Genomic DNA, 20505 nt, shown 5'->3' with positions numbered 1-20505 from the left:
CTGTTAGTTAAAAGGTTTTAAGTCAACGCGCGCCATCATCGCGGCTAACTGGGTACGATCGGTAATACCGACATTGCTCTGGCTGACGGCCAGGGCAGCAACGGCAGTGGCAAGACGTAAGGTATGTTCACTGGATTCCCGCATCAGCAGACCATAAATCAGGCCGCCAACCATGGAATCCCCTGCGCCAACGGTACTCACAACTTCCATTGACGGCGGTTTGGCGATCCATTCGCCAGACGCGTTAACCCACAACGCGCCTTCTGCACCAAGCGAGATCACCACGTGAGCGATACCCTGCTCGCGCAGCGCATGGGCAGCGTCAATCACATCTTTTAATTCTGGCAGCTTACGACCCGCCCAGATCTCCAGCTCGCGGCGATTCGGCTTCACCAGCCACGGTGAGGCTTTCAGGCCCGCAACCAGCGCGTCACGGCTGCTGTCAAAAATGATGCATGGGCACTGGCTGCGCAGGCGCGTCATCCAGTCGGTAAAGGCTTCCGGGCTCACGCCGGACGGCAGGCTGCCGCTGACGCAGACCATGTCAAACTGCCCCAGCCAGGTCAGCGAGTCGTTGACAAAGCGCTCCCAGTCAGACGCCGTCACTTCGAAGCCCGAGAAGTTCAGATCGGTTACTTCACCGTCTTTTTCCGTCAGCTTAACGTTGATACGGGTACGGCCCTGAACAACCTGAAAACGGTTGGCAATGCCCAGCTCGCTGAACAGCTGCTGGAAACCGTCCTGATTGTCTTTACCGAGGAATCCGCCCACGGTGACATCAATACCGAGATCCTTGAGCACTTTCGCGACGTTAATCCCTTTGCCCGCAGCATGCAGGCCGGTGGTACGCACGAGGTTGACTTCGCCGCGCTCAATTTCCGGGCAAAATCCTACCAGGTCATAAGCTGGGTTCAGCGTAATAGTCGCAACACGTCTGCTCATTATGCGCCCTCCCCCAGACCTGCCGCGATGGCATCGCCAATCGCTTTCAGCGCCTGTTCAGCATCGGCACCCTGCGCGGTGAAACGCAGACGGTGGCCTTTCTTCACGCCCAGCGCGACCACTTTCATCAGACTACGGCCGTTGGCCGGTTTGCCCGTGCCGTCAAGATTCGCCACGGTAATCTCACTCTCGAATTGTTTAATGGTATTCACCAGCATGGTGCCCGGACGGGCATGCAGGCCGTGCTCGTTACGTACCACGAACTCAGCGGTCTGCACGTCTTCAGTCGGCGCATCATCACTGGTCAGCAGCGCCAGCACGGTGGAGGCATCAGCGTTCAGCAGCTTTTCAGCTTTGTTGTTCAGCAGCAGATCGCCCAGACGCTTCAGCACGGAAACCGGCTGTTCATCAGCCATCGCCACGGTCACCAGCATGGCCGCGCGTTCGCCTTCTACGTCAAATGCCGTGGCCGCACGGCTCACGGCAATCGCACTACGCAGGTTGCCTTCAGCACTGTCGTTCAGCCAGATACCCTGACCCAGATTCAACGGCTTATCGTTAATCACGCGCGTCACAAACGTGGCATCCGCCGCGCCGGCTTCTTTCAGGCGGCCCGCGTTCAGCGCCTGCAGCGTCACCAGATCGGAAGCAACTACATCCAGCGTCAGCGTTTCATTATCCAGTTTCAGCGCTTCACTCTGTTTTTCGCCCATCAGCAAGGCGCGCAGCTCTTCCGCGGTGGTGGCGGATTTAAGCTGTTCAGCCACCGCGTCATCGCTCAGGACATGCGTCAGCTGACGCAGCAGACCTAAGTGTTCGTCGCTGCTGGCCGCGATACCGATGGCCACATAGGCTACCTGACCGTCTCCCCAGAGCACGCCCTGCGGGAACTGGTAAACCTTAACGCCGGTTTTCAACACCTGATCGCGGGTGTCGGTGGTGCCGTGCGGAATGGCGATCCCATTACCGAGGAAGGTTGAGGTCTGCTGCTCGCGCGCCAGCATGCCGTTGACATAGCCGTCCGCGACGTTACCCGCCTGCACAAGCGCAGCGGCAACCTGGCGAATAGCCTCTTCTTTATCCCCGGCCTGAGCGCCCGGGTGGATATCCTGAACAGATAACTGGAACATGGTTCTCCACTCCTGCTGAACTTGAATCGTTTCAGCTTTAATGAGAAAAAATGCGCTAGCCTGCTCCGTTTGTTAAAACAAGATAGCGCTGAAACGTTTCAAAAAGTCTTGCGCTTTCTGCAATGCCTTGCAAGAAAACTCGTATTTCAGATTGCAGAATTTAGAGATACAGCACATTTCTTCTTCGTTCAGCTGAATTTTGCTGAAGTTCAGCAAGTCAGTTTCAGCTAAGGTCAGCCGATGTGGATGCAAGATGAAATGCCATTTTGATTTTTCGTGGCATCATTGACCGCACCCACTGTTTATTTTTTAGCTGACGGCGTACACTCCGCCCCTCTCTGCTACTCGCTAATTATAAAACATGCATAACATCCCTGCGGCTGCCTCGCCGAAGCCCTTTGATTTGACCTCAGCGGCCTTCCTGATTGTTGCCTTCTTCACGGGCATTGCCGGTGCGTTACAGACGCCGACGCTGAGCTTATTTTTGACCAATGAGGTTCATGTTCGTCCGGCGCTGGTTGGCTTCTTTTTTACCGGAAGCGCCATCATCGGCATCCTGGTCAGTCAGTTCCTGGCGGGGCGATCCGACAGAAAAGGCGATCGTAAAAGCCTGATCGTTTTCTGCTGCCTGCTGGGAGTCATGGCCTGTGTTCTGTTTGCCTGGAACCGCAACTACTTCATTCTGCTTTTCGTCGGGGTATTCCTGAGCAGCTTTGGTTCGACGGCGAACCCACAGCTGTTCGCGCTTGCCCGCGAACACGCCGACCATACCGGACGTGAAGCGGTGATGTTCAGCTCTGTCCTGCGTGCACAGGTGTCGCTGGCGTGGGTGATTGGCCCGCCGCTGGCTTATGCGCTGGCGATGGGTTTTGGCTTTACGGTGATGTACCTGAGCGCGGCGGTCGCGTTTGTGGCGTGCGGCGCGCTGGTGTGGTTCTTCCTGCCGTCCATGCGCAAAGAGCCCAAAGTAGCAACGGGCGTGCTGGAAGCGCCGCGCCGTAACCGCCGCGATGCCCTGCTCCTGTTCGCGATCTGCACGCTGATGTGGGGCACCAATAGCCTGTACATCATCAATATGCCGCTGTTTATTATTAATGAACTGCACCTGTCGGAGAAGCTGGCGGGGATCATGATGGGCACCGCGGCCGGGCTTGAGATCCCGACCATGCTTATCGCAGGCTATTACGCAAAGCGCTTCGGGAAACGTTTTTTAATGCGCATCGCCGCCGTCGCCGGTCTGCTGTTCTATCTCGGCATGCTGACGGTACATACGCCTGAGCTATTGCTGGCGTTACAGCTGCTGAACGCCATCTATATTGGCATTCTCGCCGGGATAGGCATGCTCTATTTCCAGGACCTGATGCCGGGGCAGGCAGGCTCTGCCACCACCCTTTATACTAATACCACTCGCGTGGGCTGGATTATTGCCGGCTCAATGGCCGGTGTTGTGGCCGAAATCTGGAACTATCACACGGTGTTCTGGATTGCGCTGGTGATGTGTACGCTGACGATGGGCTGTCTGGCGAAGATTAAAGACGTTTAAGGTGCGGTGAGCGCTTCAAGCTCAAGAAGGTACGTCATCGCCTGCTCGCGCGTGCTGCCACACATTTCGGCCGTGGGCTGAAGCCCGGAGCAGACCTTCGGACGCAGCGGTGAGCCAAAGATCATGCACAGGTTGGTTTCCGAGAGCTGAACGCAGCGGGTATTGGCAGGCTTGCCCTCGGGCATTCCTGGAATGGGGCTTGAAATGGACGGTGCAGTACAGCACGCGCCACAATCGGGACGGCAATCCATAAATGCTCTCTTTCGCTGGCGGATGCCCGTACAGTCGGGTATCGCGCGCACAGTAACACCTTTTGCGTATTGATAGCAAAAGCCACGAATTCCTCTTGCCTGAAAGGCCGCGCACGAGTAATTTGGCGCGATATTTTTTACCTCCCGTAAACAGGATTACTGCAATGCCAAGAGCGAACGAAATTAAGAAAGGTATGGTACTGAATTACAACGGCAAACTGCTGATTGTGAAAGATATCGATATTCAGGCACCAAGCGCCCGTGGTGCAGCTACGCTGTACAAAATGCGTTTCGCCGATGTGCGTACCGGCCTGAAGGTGGAAGAGCGCTTTAAAGGTGACGATATCGTTGATACCGTCACCCTGACCCGTCGCTATGTTGATTTCTCCTACATCGACGGTAACGAATATGTGTTCATGGACAAAGAAGATTACACCCCGTACATCTTCACCAAAGATCAGATTGAAGAAGAGCTGCTGTTCATCCCGGAAGGCGGTATGCCAGACATGCAGGTTCTGACCTGGGACGGCGTGCTGCTGGCGCTGGAACTGCCTCAGACGGTCGATCTGGAAATCGTTGAAACGGCACCAGGCATCAAAGGCGCATCCGCAAGTGCCCGCAACAAACCGGCGACCCTGACGACCGGCCTGGTTGTGCAGGTACCGGAATACCTGTCTGCTGGCGAGAAGATCCGCATCCATATCGAAGAAAAACGCTATATGGGCCGCGCTGACTGATTGCGGCATTTGTCGGGTGGCGCTACGCTTACCCGACCTACGAAAAAACCGGCCCTGAAGCCGGTTTTTGTGTTTTTGTAGGCTGGGTAAGGCGAAGCCGCCACCCGGCAATTGCGGTTACAGCAGCTCCGGATACTTCGTCATCTTCAGCGCCAGCTCAACGCCGCGCACTTCTGCCATCCCTTTAAGACGGCCAATTGCCGAATAACCCGGGTTAGTTTTCTTACGCAGATCGTCCAGCATCTGGTGGCCGTGGTCAGGACGGAACGGAATAGGACGCACATCGCCAGTCTGCTTGCGACGCGCCTCTTCCGCCAGAATGGCGTCTACCACCGCCACCATATTCACATCACCGCCCAGGTGCGCCGCCTCGTGGAAGGTTTTTGGGTTCTCTTCACGGCAGGTCGCGCGCAGATGCGTGAAGTGGATACGATCGCCGAAGGTTTCAATCATCCGCACCAGGTCGTTATCCGCCCGCACGCCGTAGGAGCCGGTACACATGGTGAAGCCGTTATAGATGCTGTCGACCGTCTCTTTCAGCCACTGCATATCTTCAATCGTGGACACGATACGCGGCAGGCCGAGGATTGGACGCGGTGGATCGTCCGGATGTACGGCCAGGCGAACCCCTACCTCTTCCGCAACCGGCACGATAGCGCGCAGGAAATACGCCATGTTTTCACGCAGCTGCTGCTTATCAATATCGCCGTATTCCGCCAGGCGGGCGCGGAACTGATCCAGCGTATACCCTTCTTCAGCCCCAGGCAGGCCCGCAATAATATTACGGGTCAGCTTTTCGATATCTGCGTCACTGGCGGCGTTAAACCACGCGAGCGCCTGCTGCTGCTCTTCCGCGGTGTAATCCGCGTCGGCGCCAGGGCGTTTCAGAATGTGCAGTTCGAATGCCGCAAAGGCAATCTGATCGAAACGCAGCGCTTTCGAGCCGTCCGGCATCTGATATTCAAGGTCGGTTCGCGTCCAGTCCAGGATAGGCATGAAGTTATAGCAAACCGTATCAATGCCGCAGGCCGCAAGGTTACGGATGCTCTGCTGGTAGTTAGCAATCCAGGTCTGGTACTTCCCTGAATGGGTTTTGATATCTTCATGAACCGGAATGCTTTCTACCACAGACCAGGTTAATCCCTTCTCCGCCAGCAGCGCCTGACGCGTCTGTATTTCCTCTACCGGCCAGACCTGACCGTTAGGAATATGATGCAGCGCCGTGACGACACCCGTTGCGCCAGCCTGACGCACATCATCAAGAGAAACCGGATCGTTCGGCCCGTACCAACGCCAGGTTTGTTCCATTGCCTCACCCTCTTAAGTTGTTATACCAATATGTGCTACTGCAATGACGACTACCATACATGTTTGCCGTGAAGGGTCAATACACCGCCACACATTGATTGATCAAACTCACATAACGGGGATATTTACGGCTCACCAATTTTATTTGTTGTCATATAACTTTACACTGGCATTGTTAATTAATGGTTAATCAGGTGTGTATCTCATGAAGACAATTGCCTCCACCGCCCTTCCTGCCCGGGTTCAGCAACCTCGCTACGATCGCCAGTCATTACGCTCCCGCATCGTCCACTTTGGCTTTGGCGCGTTTCACCGTGCGCACCAGGCATTGTTAACAAATCGGGTGCTGAATGAAAAAGGCGGCGACTGGGGGATTTGTGAGATTAGCCTTTTCAGCGGCGATATGCTGATGAGCCAGCTGCGCGCGCAGGATCATCTGTTCACCGTGCTGGAAAAAGGGGCTGAAGGAAATGAGGCCATTATCGTCGGTGCTGTCCATGAATGCCTGAACGCAAAGCTGGACTCTCTGCCCGCCATTATTGAGAAATTTTGCGAGCCTCAGGTTGCGATTGTCTCGCTCACCATCACGGAAAAAGGCTATTGCATCGATCCCGCGACCGGAAAACTCGATCTGAATAACCCCAGGATCGTCCACGACCTTGAAAATCCCTCCGAGCCACATTCGGCCCCTGGGATCCTGGTCGAAGCCCTCCACCGCCGCCGCGAGCGCGGCTTGCCTGCGTTTACCGTGCTGTCCTGCGACAATATCCCTGACAACGGGCACGTGGTGAAAAACGCGGTGCTGGGCATGGCGCAAAAACGTTCCGCAGGGTTATCTGAATGGATTGATAGCCACGTGAGTTTCCCGGGGACGATGGTCGACAGGATTGTGCCCGCCGCGACGGAAGCCTCGCTGGCGGAAATCACCGACGCACTCGGCGTGGAAGATCCGTGCGCCATCAGCTGCGAGCCGTTCATTCAGTGGGTCGTGGAAGATAATTTTGTCGCCGGGCGTCCCGAGTGGGAAGTGGCGGGTGTCCAGATGGTGCAGGATGTGCTGCCTTGGGAGCAGATGAAATTACGCATGCTCAACGGCAGCCACTCTTTCCTGGCGTATCTGGGGTACCTCGCGGGCTATGCCCATATAAATGAATGCATGGAGGACGCGGCGTTCCGTGAAGCCGCCCGTCGGCTGATGCTGGACGAGCAGGCCCCCACGTTGCGCATTAAGGATGTCGACCTCACGGCATACGCCGATAGCCTGATCGAACGCTTTGCCAACCCGGCCCTCCAGCATCGGACCTGGCAAATCGCGATGGACGGTAGCCAGAAGCTGCCCCAGAGAATGCTGGACGGGATCCGCGTTCATCTTGAGCGAAATACGCCGTGGTCGCTGCTGGCCCTGGGCGTGGCCGGCTGGATACGCTACGTCAGCGGTACCGACGAACGCGGAAACGCGATTGACGTTCGCGATCCCCTCAGCGATAAAATCCGCGCCATCGTCAACGCCAGCAGCGACGCCAACCGCGTCCACGCGCTGCTGGGGCTGAGTGAGGTCTTCGGTCACGATCTTGCGCGTAATCGCATTTTTGTGGAGGCTGTCAGCCAGGCCTATGAGCGCATTACCCGCCACGGCGCGCGTCAGGCTGTTATCGAAACGTTAAATCTTTAACGATTATTGCGCTTAATGCGAACGGATGAGGCCTCCGTTCGCCCTTCCCCTTCTCACGGGGCCCGTTTTTCGCCAGGATAGAAAACAGTGTTATAGCATCACAATTCTCATCCGGAGCGCACGTGACCAAAACCAACCTCATCACCGGTTTTCTCGGCAGCGGTAAAACCACCTCAATTCTCCATCTGCTGGCGAATAAAGATCCGGCCGAGAAGTGGGCCGTGCTGGTCAATGAATTTGGCGAGGTGGGCATTGACGGCGCGTTGCTGTCATCCAGCGGCGCGATGATTAAAGAGATCCCCGGCGGATGTATGTGCTGCGTCAATGGCCTGCCGATGCAGGTCGGGCTCAATACCCTGCTGCGTCAGGGCAAACCTGATCGCCTGCTGATTGAACCTACCGGGCTGGGTCACCCGAAGCAGATCCTTGATTTGCTGACAGCCCCGGTTTACGAGCCGTGGATCGATCTGCGCGCCACCCTGTGCCTGCTCGATCCGCGTCAGCTTCTGGATGACAAGGCGGTGGCCAACGAGAACTTCCGCGATCAGCTTGCCTCGGCGGATGTTATCGTCGCCAACAAGGAAGATCGCGCCACGCCAGAAAGCCAGGCCGCGCTGGAGGCGTGGTGGCAGCATTTTGGCGGCAATCGCACGCTTGTGCAGGCCACCCAGGGGAATATTGATAGCGCCCTGCTTGACCTGCCTCGTCTGAACCTCACCGAGCTGCCCGCCAGCGCGGAGCATGCGCACAGTCACCCGGTTAAGCAGGGTCTGGCAGCCCTGAGTCTGCCGGAGCACCAGCGCTGGCGTCGTAATCTGAACAGCGGTCAGGGATATCAGGCCTGCGGATGGATTTTTGATGCTGAAACCGTTTTTGACACCATTGGGATCCTGGAGTGGGCCCGCCTTGCGCCCGTCGATCGCGTGAAAGGGATCATGCGCACGCCGGACGGACTGGTGCGGATCAACCGCCAGGGCGACGATTTCTTTATTGAAACGCAAAACGTGGCGCCGCCCGACAGCCGAATAGAGTTAATTAGTGCGGTTAACGCCGACTGGAATGCCCTCCAGTCCAGCCTGTTGAGGATTCGTTTAAGTTCGGGCGGCTAACGTTGCCCCAGTTTTCACTCTATGCAGAACGTTATGACAACTCGATTTCTCCTGATATTACTGCTTAATGTCGCCGGTCTGGCGCTTTTCTTCTCCTGGTATATCCCGGTGAATCATGGTTTCTGGTTCCCACTGGATTCTGCCCTCTTCCACTTCTTCAACCAGGAGCTGGTGAAGAGCAACGCGTTCCTGTGGCTGGTGGCCATCACCAACAACCGCGCCTTTGACGGCTTCTCGCTGCTGGCGATGGGCTGCCTGATGCTCTCTTTCTGGCTGAAAGAAGATAAAGCAGGACGCCGACGTATTCTGATTATCGGTCTGGTGATGCTGCTGTTTGCTGTCATCATTAACCAGCTGGCCACCGCGATTATTCCGGTTAAGCGTTCCAGCCCAACGCTCTTTTTCACCGATATTTATCGCGTCAGTGAGCTGCTGCATATTCCAACGAAAGATGCGTCGAAGGACAGTTTCCCTGGCGATCACGGCATGATGCTGCTTATTTTTTCCGCAATTATGCTTCGCTATTTCGGCAGAAAAGCGTTTGCCATAGCCCTGATTATTTTTGTGGTTTTTGCCTTCCCGCGCGTAATGATTGGCGCTCACTGGTTCACCGATATTGCCGTCGGTTCGCTTTCCGTTGCGCTGATTGCGCTGCCGTGGTGTTTGATGACCCCACTGAGCGACAGGATAATAGCGCTGTTCGATCGCTACCTTCCCGGTAAAGCGCAACAATAATTGAACAAATAACTAACCTAAATTAACGTGAGCTATCAGGGATCGACATGATCCCCGATAGCCTTCCCGCCACGATCTTTTCCCCGTGTCATATTCTTGTCATCACATTCATGATAAAAATGAAGCAATTGCGCGATAAAGCCTCGGATCTGACCGCATTTTAAGCAATTACGGATTTTTACTTTCTGTATCACATTTTCTTATAAAAAAAAGGCTTTTTTTACTCGCAATACCCCTGGCAATCGGTTAATCTCGAACTCGTTTTGCCCCATAGGGATAATTATTTCGATGGTGAATAATTTTGTGCGCTACGCCACAAATGTGACCAGAAAGAATTGTCTCAATGTGAACAGATAATTAGTCTCGTCACGTTTGGCATTTTTATAACGATATTTGTCGTTAAGGACTTCAAGGGATAATAAACAAAATGGTCAAATCTCAACCGTTTCTGAGATATATCTTACGGGGGATCCCGGCGATAGCAGTCGCGGTACTGTTATCTGCATGTAGTACATCGAACACCGCAAAGAATATGCATCCTGAGACGCGTGTTGTGGGAATGGAAGATTCCTCTTCACTGCAAGCCTCTCAGGATGAATTTGAAAATATGGTACGTAATCTGGACGTGAAGTCCCGCATTATGGACCAGTATGCTGACTGGAAAGGCGTGCGTTATCGTCTTGGCGGTAGCACGAAAACAGGTATTGATTGTTCCGGTTTTGTACAGCGTACGTTCCGCGAGCAATTTGGGTTAGATCTTCCGCGTTCGACCTATGAACAGCAGGAGATGGGCAAGTCGATTTCACGTACCAAACTGCGCACTGGTGATTTAGTTCTGTTCCGTGCAGGTTCGACAGGTCGACATGTGGGCATCTACATTGGTAATGACCAGTTTGTACATGCCTCCACCAGCAGCGGTGTGACCATTTCCAGCATGAACGAACCGTACTGGAAGAAGCGTTATAACGAAGCGCGCCGCGTACTGACCCGCAGTTAATATCGCTATTGTATCGTTGGTTATCCCTTGGCTGGCGATATGATGAAAAAAAGCACTGCTTCGGCAGTGTTTTTTTTTGCCCGTTACACTGAATACATCCAGCGGCTTTTCAGGAATCACGACGTCTATGCTTACCCGCTACTTCTCCAGTAATCGCAAGATACTGATCCTCAGTATTATCACTGGTCTCATTACCGCCCTGCTCCTGGGTTCCCTGCAATTTTCCTGGAGTTACCACAAGCGAGAAGTCAAATTCGACACCCTGGTGAATGATGTGAGCGCCTACATGGGGAGCTATTTCGACGATTTAAAAAAAGCGGTCAATGTTCTCCAGCCTCTCACGCTAAATACCTGCCACGACGTCAATCAGGAACTCACCTCACGCGCGGCCTTCAGCATTAACGTTCGCGCCTTCCTGCTGGTCAGGAACAAGATGGCGTTCTGCTCTTCCGCGACAGGCCCGATGAATGTCCCGATGAAGACGCTGATACCTGAGCTGAACATCGATAAACAGATCGATATGGCCCTGCTTCCGGGTACCCCCATGCTGCCTGATGAGCCGGCGATTGCGATCTGGTACCGCAACCCATTAGTAAAAGATGGTGGCGTGTTCACCTCAGTGAATATTAATCTGACGCCTTACCTGCTCTACACGGAGCGCCAGGACGAGTTCGCGGGTATCGCCATCATCATCGGCGATAACGCCTTGTCGACGCGGTCCAGCACCCTGGTTCATGCACACGAACTGCATGACATCCCGGTCCGCACGGCGACACTGAAAGACGTCCCCCTGACCATCAACCTGTATGCGGACGCATGGACGGGCGATGAAATCCTCTATGCGCTGTTTTTCGGGCTGGTATGCGGTATTTGTGCCGGATCGCTTAACTACTACATCCTCAGCATTCGGCTCAATCCGGGTAAAGAAATTTTAAGCGCCATCAAGCGCGGTCAGTTTTATGTGGTCTATCAACCCGTCGTCGATGCCAAATCGCTCAGGATGACCGGGCTTGAGGTCCTGATGCGCTGGAAACACCCGACAATGGGAGAAATTCCGCCGGACGCGTTTATTAATTTTGCCGAAGCGCAGAAGCTGATTGTCCCGCTGACGCTGCATCTCTTTGATCTTATCATTCACGACGCTCCCGTATTACAAACGCTGTTACCTCCGGGCGCCAAGGTGGGCATTAACATTGCGCCGGGGCATCTGCATGCGGAAAGCTTCAAGGACGATATGCGCACCTTCAAAGCGTTACTGCCGCCGGATTATTTCCAGATCGTGCTGGAAATTACCGAGCGCGATATGCTTAACCATCGGGAAGCCAACAGCCTCTTCGAATGGCTGCATAACGAAGGGTTTGAAATCGCCATTGATGATTTTGGAACCGGCCACAGCGCGCTGATTTATCTTGAGCATTTCACCATGGACTACCTCAAAATAGACCGTGGTTTTGTTAATGCGATCGGTACTGAGACCGTGACGTCGCCGGTGCTGGATGCCGTTCTGACGCTGGCAAGACGACTGAATATGTCGACCGTCGCCGAAGGGGTAGAGACGCCGGAACAGGCGGCCTGGCTACGCGAACACGGCGTTAACTTCCTGCAGGGATACTGGATTAGCCGTCCGATGCCGCTGGCGCAGTTCCGCGAATGGCGGCCTGATATTTCGCCCGAGGGCGATTAATTTCACATTGTCCGCGACGTCACTTATTATTCAGCTTAACCGAGCCGGTCTGTAAAAGAGGGAGCTGCCGCGAGATGCTTATGCGCTTTATGTTGCTGATGTTGGCATTCACGAGCCTGTCCAGCCAGGCGCAAGCCATCAAAGAAAATATCGCCTTCGCGGTGATTGGCGAGCCGAAATACGCGGTCAATTTTACGCACTTTGATTACGTCAACCCTGCCGCGCCTAAGGGCGGTAAGGTCACGCTTTCCGCCACGGGAACCTTCGACAACTTCAACCGCTACGCCCTGCGCGGCGTGGCGGCCGCGCGGACGGAATCCCTTTACGATACGCTCTTTGTCACCTCCGATGACGAGCCCGGCAGCTATTATCCGCTGATTGCCGAGAACGTGCGCTACGCCGATAACTTCGCCTGGGCGGAAATCTCGCTGAACCCGCGAGCACGTTTTCACGATGGCACACCGGTTAAGGCCAGCGACGTTGCGTTCACCTTCCATAAATTCATGACCGAAGGCGTGCCCCAGTTCCGCATCGTGTATAAAGGCGCATCGGTCAGAGCCATTGCGCCGCTCACCGTGCGCATCGAACTGAGTGAACCCAACAAAGAGAACATGCTGAGCCTGTTCTCGCTGCCGGTGATGCCGGAATCGTTCTGGAAAGATCATAAGCTGAGCGACCCGCTCTCCACGCCACCACTGGCTGGCGGCCCCTACCGCATCACCGACTGGCGCATGGGGCAATATGTCGTCTATTCCCGCGTCAAAGACTACTGGGCGGCCAATCTGCCGGTAAACCGCGGACGCTGGAACTTCGACACCCTTCGCTATGATTACTACCTCGACGATAACGTGGCGTTTGAGGCGTTCAAAGCCGGGGCCTTCGATTTGCGCGTCGAGAGCAGCGCCAAAAACTGGGCGACCCGCTATATCGGCAAAAATTTTGCTAAAGGCTATATCGTCAAAGACGAGCACAAAAATGCGTCTGCGCAAGACACGCGCTGGCTGGCGTTTAATATTCAACGTCCGGTATTTAGCGATCGCCGGGTGCGCGAAGCCATCTCCCTGGCCTTTGATTTTGAGTGGATGAACAAAGCGCTGTTTTACGGTGCCTACAGCCGCGCCAACAGCTATTTTCAGAATACCGAATACGCCGCGCGCGATTATCCGAAAGCCGACGAACTGGTCCTGCTGGCGCCGCTGAAAGCGGAACTGCCACCGCAGGTTTTCACCACCGTGTTTCAGCCGCCCGCATCGAAGGGTGACGGTTACGACCGCGACAACCTGCTGAAGGCCAGCAAGCTGCTGGATGAGGCGGGCTGGCACCTGAAGAATCAAAAACGTGTGGATGCCAAAACGGGCAAGCCGCTCAGCTTTGAGCTGCTGCTCTCGTCCGGAGGCAACGATCAGTGGGTGCTGCCGTTTAAGCACAATCTTGAGCGGCTGGGCGTGACCATGAACATTCGCCAGGTGGATAACGCGCAGATCACCAGCCGCATGCGCAGCCGTGATTACGACATGATGCAGCGTCTGTGGCCCGCGCAGCCATGGCCCAGCTCGGACCTGCAAATCTCCTGGGCCTCCAGCTACATCGACTCCTCGTACAATGCGCCGGGGGTTAAAAGCCCGGCGATTGATGCGCTGATTGCGAAAATCGTGGCGGCGCAGGGGGATAAAGACAAGCTTCTGCCGCTCGGGCGCGCCCTCGACAGGGTCTTAACCTGGAACTACTACATGCTGCCGATGTGGTATATGGGCGAAGATCGCCTTGCGCGCTGGGATAAGTTCTCCGTGCCTGCCGTGCGCCCTGTCTACTCCCTGGGCTTTGATACCTGGTGGTATGACGTTAACAAAGCCGCCAGACTTCCCGCTGAGCGGCGATAAGGAATTATCATGGGTGCCTATCTTCTCCGCCGTCTGCTGCTGGTCATCCCTACCCTGTGGGCCATCATCACGATTAACTTTTTTATCGTGCAAATCGCCCCCGGTGGGCCGGTCGATCAGGCCATTGCCGCCATTGAATTTGGCAACAGCGGCGGCATGCCCGGCGGCGGTGGTGAAGGGATGGGCGCCAGCCATGCGCGAACCGGCGTAGGGAATATCAGTGAAAGCCATTACCGCGGGGGACGCGGTCTGGATCCGGAGGTAATCGCCGAGATCACCCACCGCTACGGCTTTGACAAACCGATTCACGAGCGCTATTTCAAGATGCTCTGGGATTACATCCGCTTTGATTTTGGCGATAGCCTGTTTCGCAGTGCGTCAGTGCTGACGCTGATCAAGCAAAGCCTGCCGGTTTCGATCACGCTGGGGCTGTGGGGTACGCTTATCATCTATCTGGTCTCTATTCCGCTCGGGATCCGCAAAGCGGTGTACAACGGCAGCCGGTTCGATATCTGGAGCAGCACGTTCATCATTATCGGCTATGCCATCCCGGCGTTTCTGTTTGCTGTCCTGCTGATCGTCTTTTTTGCCGGGGGAAGCTATTTCGACCTTTTCCCGCTGCGAGGGCTCGTCTCCGCCGATTTCAACTCCCTGCCCTGGTACCAGAAAATTACCGACTATCTCTGGCATATTACGCTGCCGGTTCTGGCAACGGTCATTGGCGGGTTTGCGGCCCTCACCATGTTGACCAAAAACGCCTTTCTCGATGAAATTCGTAAACAGTACGTCGTCACGGCCCGCGCCAAAGGCGTGAGCGAGAAGCAGATCATGTGGAAACACGTGTTCCGCAACGCCATGCTGCTGGTGATCGCCGGGTTTCCGGCCACGTTCATCAGTATGTTTTTTACCGGCTCGCTGCTGATAGAGGTGATGTTCTCGCTCAACGGTCTGGGGCTGCTGGGCTATGAGGCCACCGTGTCGCGCGATTATCCGGTAATGTTTGGCACACTCTATATATTTACCCTGATTGGCCTGCTGCTGAATATCATCAGCGATATCAGCTATACGCTGGTCGATCCCCGAATCGATTTTGAGGGCCGATGATGCCGCGTTTAAGCCCCGTCAATCAGGCCCGCTGGGCCCGCTTTCGCCACAACCGCCGCGGCTACTGGTCGCTGTGGATTTTTGCCGTGCTGTTTGTCTTAAGCCTGTTTTCAGAACTGATCGCCAACGACAAACCGCTGCTGGTGCATTTTAACGATCGCTGGTACGTGCCGGTCATCGCCAATTACAGCGAAAGCGACTTTGGCGGCCCGTTTGCGACACCGGCGGAGTATCAGGATCCGTGGCTTCGCCAGCAGATTGAGCAGCACGGCTGGGCGCTCTGGGCGCCGGTACGTTTTGGCGCAAACAGCATTAACTTCGCCACCACAAGCCCCTTCCCTTCCCCGCCCTCCGCGCAAAACTGGCTGGGAACGGATGCTAACGGCGGCGACGTGCTGGCACGCATCCTGTACGGCACGCGAATCTCGCTTCTCTTTGGACTGATGCTGACGCTCTTCTCAAGCGTGATGGGCGTCGTGGCGGGTGCCGTTCAGGGTTACTACGGCGGGAAGATTGACCTGTGGTGTCAGCGGATTATTGAAGTCTGGTCAGGCATGCCGACGCTGTTTCTGATCATCCTGCTTTCCAGCGTCGTACAGCCCAACTTCTGGTGGCTATTAGGCATCACCGTCCTGTTCGGCTGGATGGCGCTGGTCGGTGTGGTAAGGGCCGAGTTTCTGCGCACCCGTAATTTCGACTATATTCGCGCCGCGCAGGCGCTTGGCGTGAGCGATCGCGGGATCATTTTCCGCCATATGTTGCCCAACGCCGTGGTGGCAACGCTCACCTTCCTGCCGTTTATTCTGTGTAGCTCCATCACCACCCTCACCTCACTGGATTTTCTCGGTTTCGGGTTACCGTTGGGTTCCCCATCGCTTGGCGAACTGCTGCTGCAGGGCAAGAACAACCTGCAGGCGCCGTGGTTAGGCATCGCCGCCTTTCTTTCCGTGGCCGTGCTGCTGTCGCTGCTGATTTTTATTGGCGAAGCCGTGCGCGATGCCTTTGATCCGAACAAGGCGGTATAAGATGACCCAGCCCCTGCTCAGTATTGATAACCTGTCGATTGCCTTTTCCAAACAGGACGAGACGCGCACCGTGGTCAGCGACCTGACGCTGCAGATCCAGCGCGGTGAAACGCTGGCCCTGGTAGGTGAATCGGGTTCAGGCAAGAGCGTTTCGGCGCTCTCCATCCTGCGGCTGCTGCCCTCTCCGCCGGTGAGCTACCCGCAAGGGGATATTCTCTTTCACGGCCGTTCGCTGCTGCATGCCGACGAACAGACCCTGCGCGGCATTCGCGGCAACAAAATCGCGATGATTTTCCAGGAGCCGATGGTGTCGCTTAACCCGCTGCACAGCCTGGAAAAACAGCTCTATGAAGTGCTCTCCCTGCACCGTGGGATGCGCAAAGAGGCCGCGCGGGGAGAAATTCTGGATTGTCTTGAACGCACAGGCATACGCAATGCGCCCAAACGACTGAATGATTTTCCGCATCAACTCTCCGGCGGCGAACGCCAGCGCGTGATGATCGCCATGGCCCTGCTCACGCGCCCCGAACTGCTGATAGCCGACGAGCCCACAACGGCGCTGGACGTGACGGTACAGGCGCAAATACTGACGCTGCTGCGGGAACTGCGTGACGAGCTGAACATGAGCCTGCTGTTTATCACGCACAACCTGAGCATTGTCAGAAAGCTGGCCGACAGCGTGGCGGTGATGCAGAACGGGCGCTGCGTTGAACAGAATACGGCATCAACGCTGCTGAGCGCACCGCAGCACCCCTATACGCAGCGGTTGCTCGACAGCGAACCCTCCGGCGACCCGGTTCCTCTCGATGCGGACAGCACGCCGCTGCTGCGCGTTGAGGATCTGTCCGTCTCGTTCCCGATCCGCAAAGGTATTCTGCGACGCATTGTCGATCGCAACCCGGTGCTGAAAAACCTCCGCTTCTCGCTGCGCCCGGGGGAATCCCTGGGGCTGGTGGGCGAATCCGGCTCGGGTAAAAGCACCACCGGTCTGGCGCTGCTGCGCTTAATTGCCTCCCAGGGCGAGATCCTGTTTGACGATATGCCGCTGCACCGCTGGAACCGCCGCCAGATGCTGCCCGTGCGTCCCCGCATGCAGGTGGTGTTTCAGGATCCCAACTCCTCACTTAACCCACGGCTCAGCGTGTTACAGATTATCGAAGAGGGTCTGCGCGTCCATCAGCCCGGCCTGAGCGCGCAGCAACGCGAGCAGGAGGTCATGCGGGTCATGACCGAAGTGGGTCTAGATCCCGAGACGCGCCACCGCTACCCTGCGGAATTTTCCGGTGGGCAGCGCCAGCGTATCGCCATTGCCCGCGCGCTGATCCTGAAACCGGAGCTGATTATTCTGGATGAACCCACGTCGTCGCTGGACAGGACCGTTCAGGCGCAGATCCTGGCGCTGCTGAAAGGGTTACAGGAAAAGCACCGGCTGGCCTATATCTTTATCAGCCATGATTTACAGGTGGTGCGTGCGCTATGCCATCAGGTGATTGTGTTGCGTCAGGGAGAGGTGGTCGAGCAGGGTGATTGCCAGCGCGTATTTAGCGCGCCAACGCAGCGCTACACGCGCCAGCTGTTGTCGTCAGACTAGCGCTCAGAACGGGTACTGGCCGGAGAAAGGCTCGGCAATGGCAACGCCAAAATTTTTCAGACGGCAGGTGGCAGCAAACTCGTCCTGGCTTTTCACAAACAGGCACGGCTCACCTTCGCACTCCAGCACGGAGCTGTCCACTTCGATATCCGTCAGGGCCTGACTGAGACGCTCCATCACCCGCCAGGCATTTTCGTCACTCGGGCTTAACAGCTTGAGCGCCACCAGGCAGTTTTCACAGCCCGCGACGTTTTGCGGAATCGGTTCAACTTTCGAACCAGCAAAACCCGCCGACCAGCGATAGCTCTGGGGCAAGCGATGGACAATAGAAAGTTGTAATGTATTCACGTTCGTTCCCCGGAAGCAAAATTTACTTCACAATTTATTTACATTTATAGTAACACATCATCGTTAGCCTGCACTATTCAGCACTTTTTTATCGGTATTCAGGCTCGCGTCGGCGCTATATGTACCCGTTTCTGCGATCTAACTCAACCTTTTTGAATACAATGATGTGACTTTTTACACAAATAGATTTTACATAAAATAAACAAACACAGCATAAACGAACGGGGTTTGGTTGATATGCATCAACAAAAAAGGCCCTGCCGGGCCTTCTCTGTGTTTTAGTGGACCGCTTTTCGCGGTCGGCTGGCGTAAAGATAGAAGAGTATCGAGCTGGTTGCGCAAAAAGCCATCGCCCACAGCATGGGCCATGCCGTCGTAAAGGTGGCCATCGAAAGCAACGCGCCGACGATAGCGCCGATGCCGAAGCGGAATGTCCCGGCCAGGGAAGATGCGGTTCCTGCCATGTGCGGGAACTCATCCAGAATCACCGCCATCGCATTGGATGACACCATCGACACGCAGCCGACAAAGGCCGCCACGCCGACCACCAGCGCCCAGAAGCCCACACCCAGAAACGCGCTCACCACCAGCCAGATCGCCATCACAAACTGGATCCAGAGCCCGGCGCGGAACATGTTCAGCGCCCCCACCCGTCGGACAAAGCGGCTGTTAATGATGGTCATAATGAACAGGAAGACGATGTTAAGCGCAAAGTAATAGCCGAAGTGCTGCGGCGAAACGTGGTTCAGCTCGATGTAGACAAACGGCCCGGCGCTCAGGAAGGAGAACATTCCGGCGAAGCTGAACCCGCTTGCCAGCATATAGCTCAGCACCCGCTTGTGGCGAAACAGCGAGGCAAAGTTACCTATTGTGGTTCGGATGTGAAACTTCTGGCGGCGCTCGACGGGAAGCGTTTCATCAATAAAGAAGAAGATCATCGCGGAGGCCAGCAGCGCGGCCAGGGCCAGGATCCAGAAAATCACATGCCAGCTGAACCACACCAGCACCGCACCACCGGCCATCGGGGCCACCAGCGGCGCAATCGTCGTCACCAGCATGACAAACGACATCATGCGGGAGAACTCTTCTTTCGGGTAGATATCGCGCATCAGGGCATTAATCACCACGCTTGCCGCTGCCGCCGCCAGACCGTGGAAGAAACGCATGATAATCAGATGATCGATGGTCTGCGCCAGCGCGCAGGCAACCGCTGCGGCCGCAAAGACCAGCGTCCCGCCCAGAATGACCGGCTTGCGTCCAAGGCTGTCGGCCATCGGGCCATAAAACAGCTGGCCGAGGGCAAAGCCAAGAATATAGGTGCTGAGCGTCATCTGCGCGCTGCCCGCCGGAACGCCAAATTGCGCGGAAATGACCGGCAGCGCGGGCAGGTACATATCAATAGACAGCGGCATCAGCATGGCCAGCAGGCCAAGAATGAAGACGATTTTGAACGACGAGTGTGGCCTGGTGGTCACAGAGTTCTCCTGAAATTAGTGCGAAGGCAGACCGACGCTGGCGATCTCTTCTTCCGTTAACGGGCGATATTCGCCAGGCGCCAGGTCGGGATCGAGTTCAATCGCACCAATCCGTTCGCGATGCAGGCCAACAACGTGGTTCCCCACCGCGGCAAACATACGTTTCACCTGATGATAGCGCCCTTCGCTGATGATCAGGCGGACCTCGGTCGGGGTGATGACTTCGAGCACCGCCGGTTTGGTCAGATCTTTTTCATTATGCAGCTGAACGCCTTTCGCGAAGTGCTCTGCCGTGTCATCCGACACCGGTGACTCCAGCGTCACGAGATAGGTTTTCTCGCAGTGGTGGCGTGGAGAGGTGATGCGGTGCGACCACTGACCGTCGTCGGTCATCAGCACCAGCCCGGTGGTGTCGATATCGAGTCGACCTGCGGCGTGCAGCTTGTGCGCCACCGGCTCGTCGAGGAAATAGAGCACCGTCGGGTGATCCGGATCGTCCGTTGAGCAGACGTAGCCTTCCGGCTTATTGAGCATGAAGTAGCGCGGACCGTGCTGCTGGGTCAGCGGATTGCCGTCATACTCCACCTGATGGTCAGGTTGCAGTTTGAACGCGCTGTCTCTCACAATGTCGCCATCCACGGTAACGCGGCTGGCGCGAATTTCGCGCCCGGCAATAGCGCGGCTTACGCCGAGTTGCTGAGCGATAAACTTATCAAGTCGCATGAAATCTTTTTAGCCTTAATGGTGCAGGAAGTCGGACAACAGGTCCGAAAAAAGAAGCAGTCTGGAACGGTTCAGTATAATGGTCTGGTTGCGCCACTCAAGGGAAAAAGTTTCGTGGCATACTATCTATACCCTAAATAATTCGAGTTGCATGAAGGCGGCAAAGGAGTGAATCCCCGGGAGCTTACATAAGTAAGTGACCGGGGTGAACGAGTGCAGCCAACGCACAGGCAACTTGAAGTATGACGGGT

At 55.8% G+C, this 20505-nt stretch carries 18 protein-coding genes; 11 read left to right on the top strand and 7 right to left on the bottom strand.

The window, feature by feature from the left end; genetic code table 11:
* Positions 1-3 precede the first annotated feature (3 nt).
* Both fruK and fruB read right to left on the bottom strand, forming a co-directional pair.
* Positions 4-942 carry a 1-phosphofructokinase gene (gene fruK / locus ACMGGE_RS01680; protein ID WP_045908688.1) on the bottom strand — a complete coding sequence of 313 codons (939 nt, stop codon included), beginning with the start codon at positions 940-942 and terminating at the stop codon, positions 4-6.
* Positions 942-2072 (bottom strand): fused PTS fructose transporter subunit IIA/HPr protein, encoded by a 1131-nt coding sequence (fruB, locus tag ACMGGE_RS01675; RefSeq protein WP_252076903.1) that lies wholly within the window; start codon positions 2070-2072, stop codon positions 942-944. Before fruB ends, fruK begins: the two co-directional genes overlap by 1 nt.
* 361 nt (positions 2073-2433) lie before the next feature.
* On the opposite strand from fruB, the gene setB reads away from it, so the two are divergent.
* The gene (gene setB, locus ACMGGE_RS01670) at positions 2434-3615 is read left to right on the top strand and encodes a sugar efflux transporter SetB (protein WP_420293284.1); all 1182 of its coding nucleotides are present in this window, start codon (positions 2434-2436) and stop codon (positions 3613-3615) included.
* On the opposite strand, the gene ACMGGE_RS01665 is transcribed toward setB, so the two are convergent.
* Positions 3612-3866, bottom strand: a complete 255-nt coding sequence (locus ACMGGE_RS01665; RefSeq protein ID WP_136195582.1) for a YkgJ family cysteine cluster protein — start codon at positions 3864-3866, stop codon at positions 3612-3614. The genes setB and ACMGGE_RS01665 overlap by 4 nt on opposite strands.
* 164 nt (positions 3867-4030) lie before the next feature.
* Between ACMGGE_RS01665 and yeiP the strand changes: the two genes are divergently transcribed.
* Positions 4031-4603: an elongation factor P-like protein YeiP gene (yeiP, locus tag ACMGGE_RS01660; RefSeq protein ID WP_008500940.1), complete on the top strand. Its 573-nt coding sequence runs from the start codon at positions 4031-4033 to the stop codon at positions 4601-4603.
* Between the two features lie 117 nt (positions 4604-4720).
* Here the strand turns inward: yeiP and uxuA are convergent, their stop codons facing one another.
* Positions 4721-5911 carry a mannonate dehydratase gene (gene uxuA, locus ACMGGE_RS01655; RefSeq protein WP_420293283.1) on the bottom strand — a complete coding sequence of 397 codons (1191 nt, stop codon included), beginning with the start codon at positions 5909-5911 and terminating at the stop codon, positions 4721-4723.
* 205 nt (positions 5912-6116) lie between these two features.
* Here uxuA and ACMGGE_RS01650 point away from each other — a divergent pair, with 205 nt between their 5' ends.
* The 9 genes from ACMGGE_RS01650 (at position 6117) to yejF (ending at position 17708) form a co-directional block, all read left to right on the top strand.
* Positions 6117-7583, top strand: coding sequence for a mannitol dehydrogenase family protein (locus tag ACMGGE_RS01650; protein ID WP_420293282.1), 1467 nt, complete (start codon positions 6117-6119; stop codon positions 7581-7583).
* Positions 7584-7705: 122 nt separating this feature from the next.
* A complete protein-coding gene (locus tag ACMGGE_RS01645) occupies positions 7706-8692 on the top strand; it encodes a GTP-binding protein (RefSeq protein ID WP_334755145.1) in 987 nt (328 codons plus the stop codon).
* A gap of 33 nt (positions 8693-8725) precedes the next feature.
* A complete protein-coding gene (locus tag ACMGGE_RS01640; protein ID WP_420293281.1) occupies positions 8726-9427 on the top strand; it encodes a phosphatase PAP2 family protein in 702 nt (233 codons plus the stop codon).
* 427 nt (positions 9428-9854) lie between these two features.
* Entirely contained in the window at positions 9855-10424 is a 570-nt protein-coding gene (gene mepS / locus ACMGGE_RS01635; protein ID WP_008500946.1) for a bifunctional murein DD-endopeptidase/murein LD-carboxypeptidase, read from the top strand.
* Positions 10425-10551: 127 nt separating this feature from the next.
* Positions 10552-12108 carry a cyclic di-GMP phosphodiesterase gene (locus tag ACMGGE_RS01630; RefSeq protein WP_420293280.1) on the top strand — a complete coding sequence of 519 codons (1557 nt, stop codon included), beginning with the start codon at positions 10552-10554 and terminating at the stop codon, positions 12106-12108.
* Between the two features lie 74 nt (positions 12109-12182).
* Positions 12183-13988, top strand: a complete 1806-nt coding sequence (locus ACMGGE_RS01625) for an extracellular solute-binding protein (protein ID WP_045334345.1) — start codon at positions 12183-12185, stop codon at positions 13986-13988.
* 9 nt (positions 13989-13997) lie between these two features.
* The gene (locus ACMGGE_RS01620; protein ID WP_045334343.1) at positions 13998-15092 is read left to right on the top strand and encodes a microcin C ABC transporter permease YejB; all 1095 of its coding nucleotides are present in this window, start codon (positions 13998-14000) and stop codon (positions 15090-15092) included.
* Complete coding sequence (locus ACMGGE_RS01615) at positions 15092-16117, top strand: ABC transporter permease (RefSeq protein ID WP_048224178.1); 1026 nt, start codon at positions 15092-15094, stop codon at positions 16115-16117. Before ACMGGE_RS01620 ends, ACMGGE_RS01615 begins: the two co-directional genes overlap by 1 nt.
* A 1-nt stretch (position 16118) precedes the next feature.
* The gene (gene yejF, locus ACMGGE_RS01610) at positions 16119-17708 is read left to right on the top strand and encodes a microcin C ABC transporter ATP-binding protein YejF (RefSeq protein ID WP_223539288.1); all 1590 of its coding nucleotides are present in this window, start codon (positions 16119-16121) and stop codon (positions 17706-17708) included.
* Between the two features lie 3 nt (positions 17709-17711).
* Here the strand turns inward: yejF and ACMGGE_RS01605 are convergent, their stop codons facing one another.
* The 3 genes from ACMGGE_RS01605 to rsuA all read right to left on the bottom strand — a co-directional run bounded on the left by ACMGGE_RS01605 (position 17712) and on the right by rsuA (position 20254).
* Positions 17712-18056 carry a YejG family protein gene (locus tag ACMGGE_RS01605; RefSeq protein WP_008500952.1) on the bottom strand — a complete coding sequence of 115 codons (345 nt, stop codon included), beginning with the start codon at positions 18054-18056 and terminating at the stop codon, positions 17712-17714.
* 278 nt (positions 18057-18334) lie between these two features.
* Positions 18335-19531, bottom strand: a complete 1197-nt coding sequence (locus ACMGGE_RS01600; protein ID WP_045334334.1) for a Bcr/CflA family multidrug efflux MFS transporter — start codon at positions 19529-19531, stop codon at positions 18335-18337.
* A gap of 15 nt (positions 19532-19546) precedes the next feature.
* Positions 19547-20254 carry a 16S rRNA pseudouridine(516) synthase RsuA gene (rsuA, locus tag ACMGGE_RS01595; protein WP_420293279.1) on the bottom strand — a complete coding sequence of 236 codons (708 nt, stop codon included), beginning with the start codon at positions 20252-20254 and terminating at the stop codon, positions 19547-19549.
* Positions 20255-20505 lie beyond the last annotated feature (251 nt).

This window comes from Enterobacter sp. BNK-22 (genome assembly GCF_048684805.1).
Classification (GTDB): domain Bacteria; phylum Pseudomonadota; class Gammaproteobacteria; order Enterobacterales; family Enterobacteriaceae; genus Enterobacter; species Enterobacter quasiroggenkampii.
The sequence above is the reverse complement of the archived record's forward strand: the minus strand, read 5'-3'. Positions and strand labels throughout refer to the sequence as shown.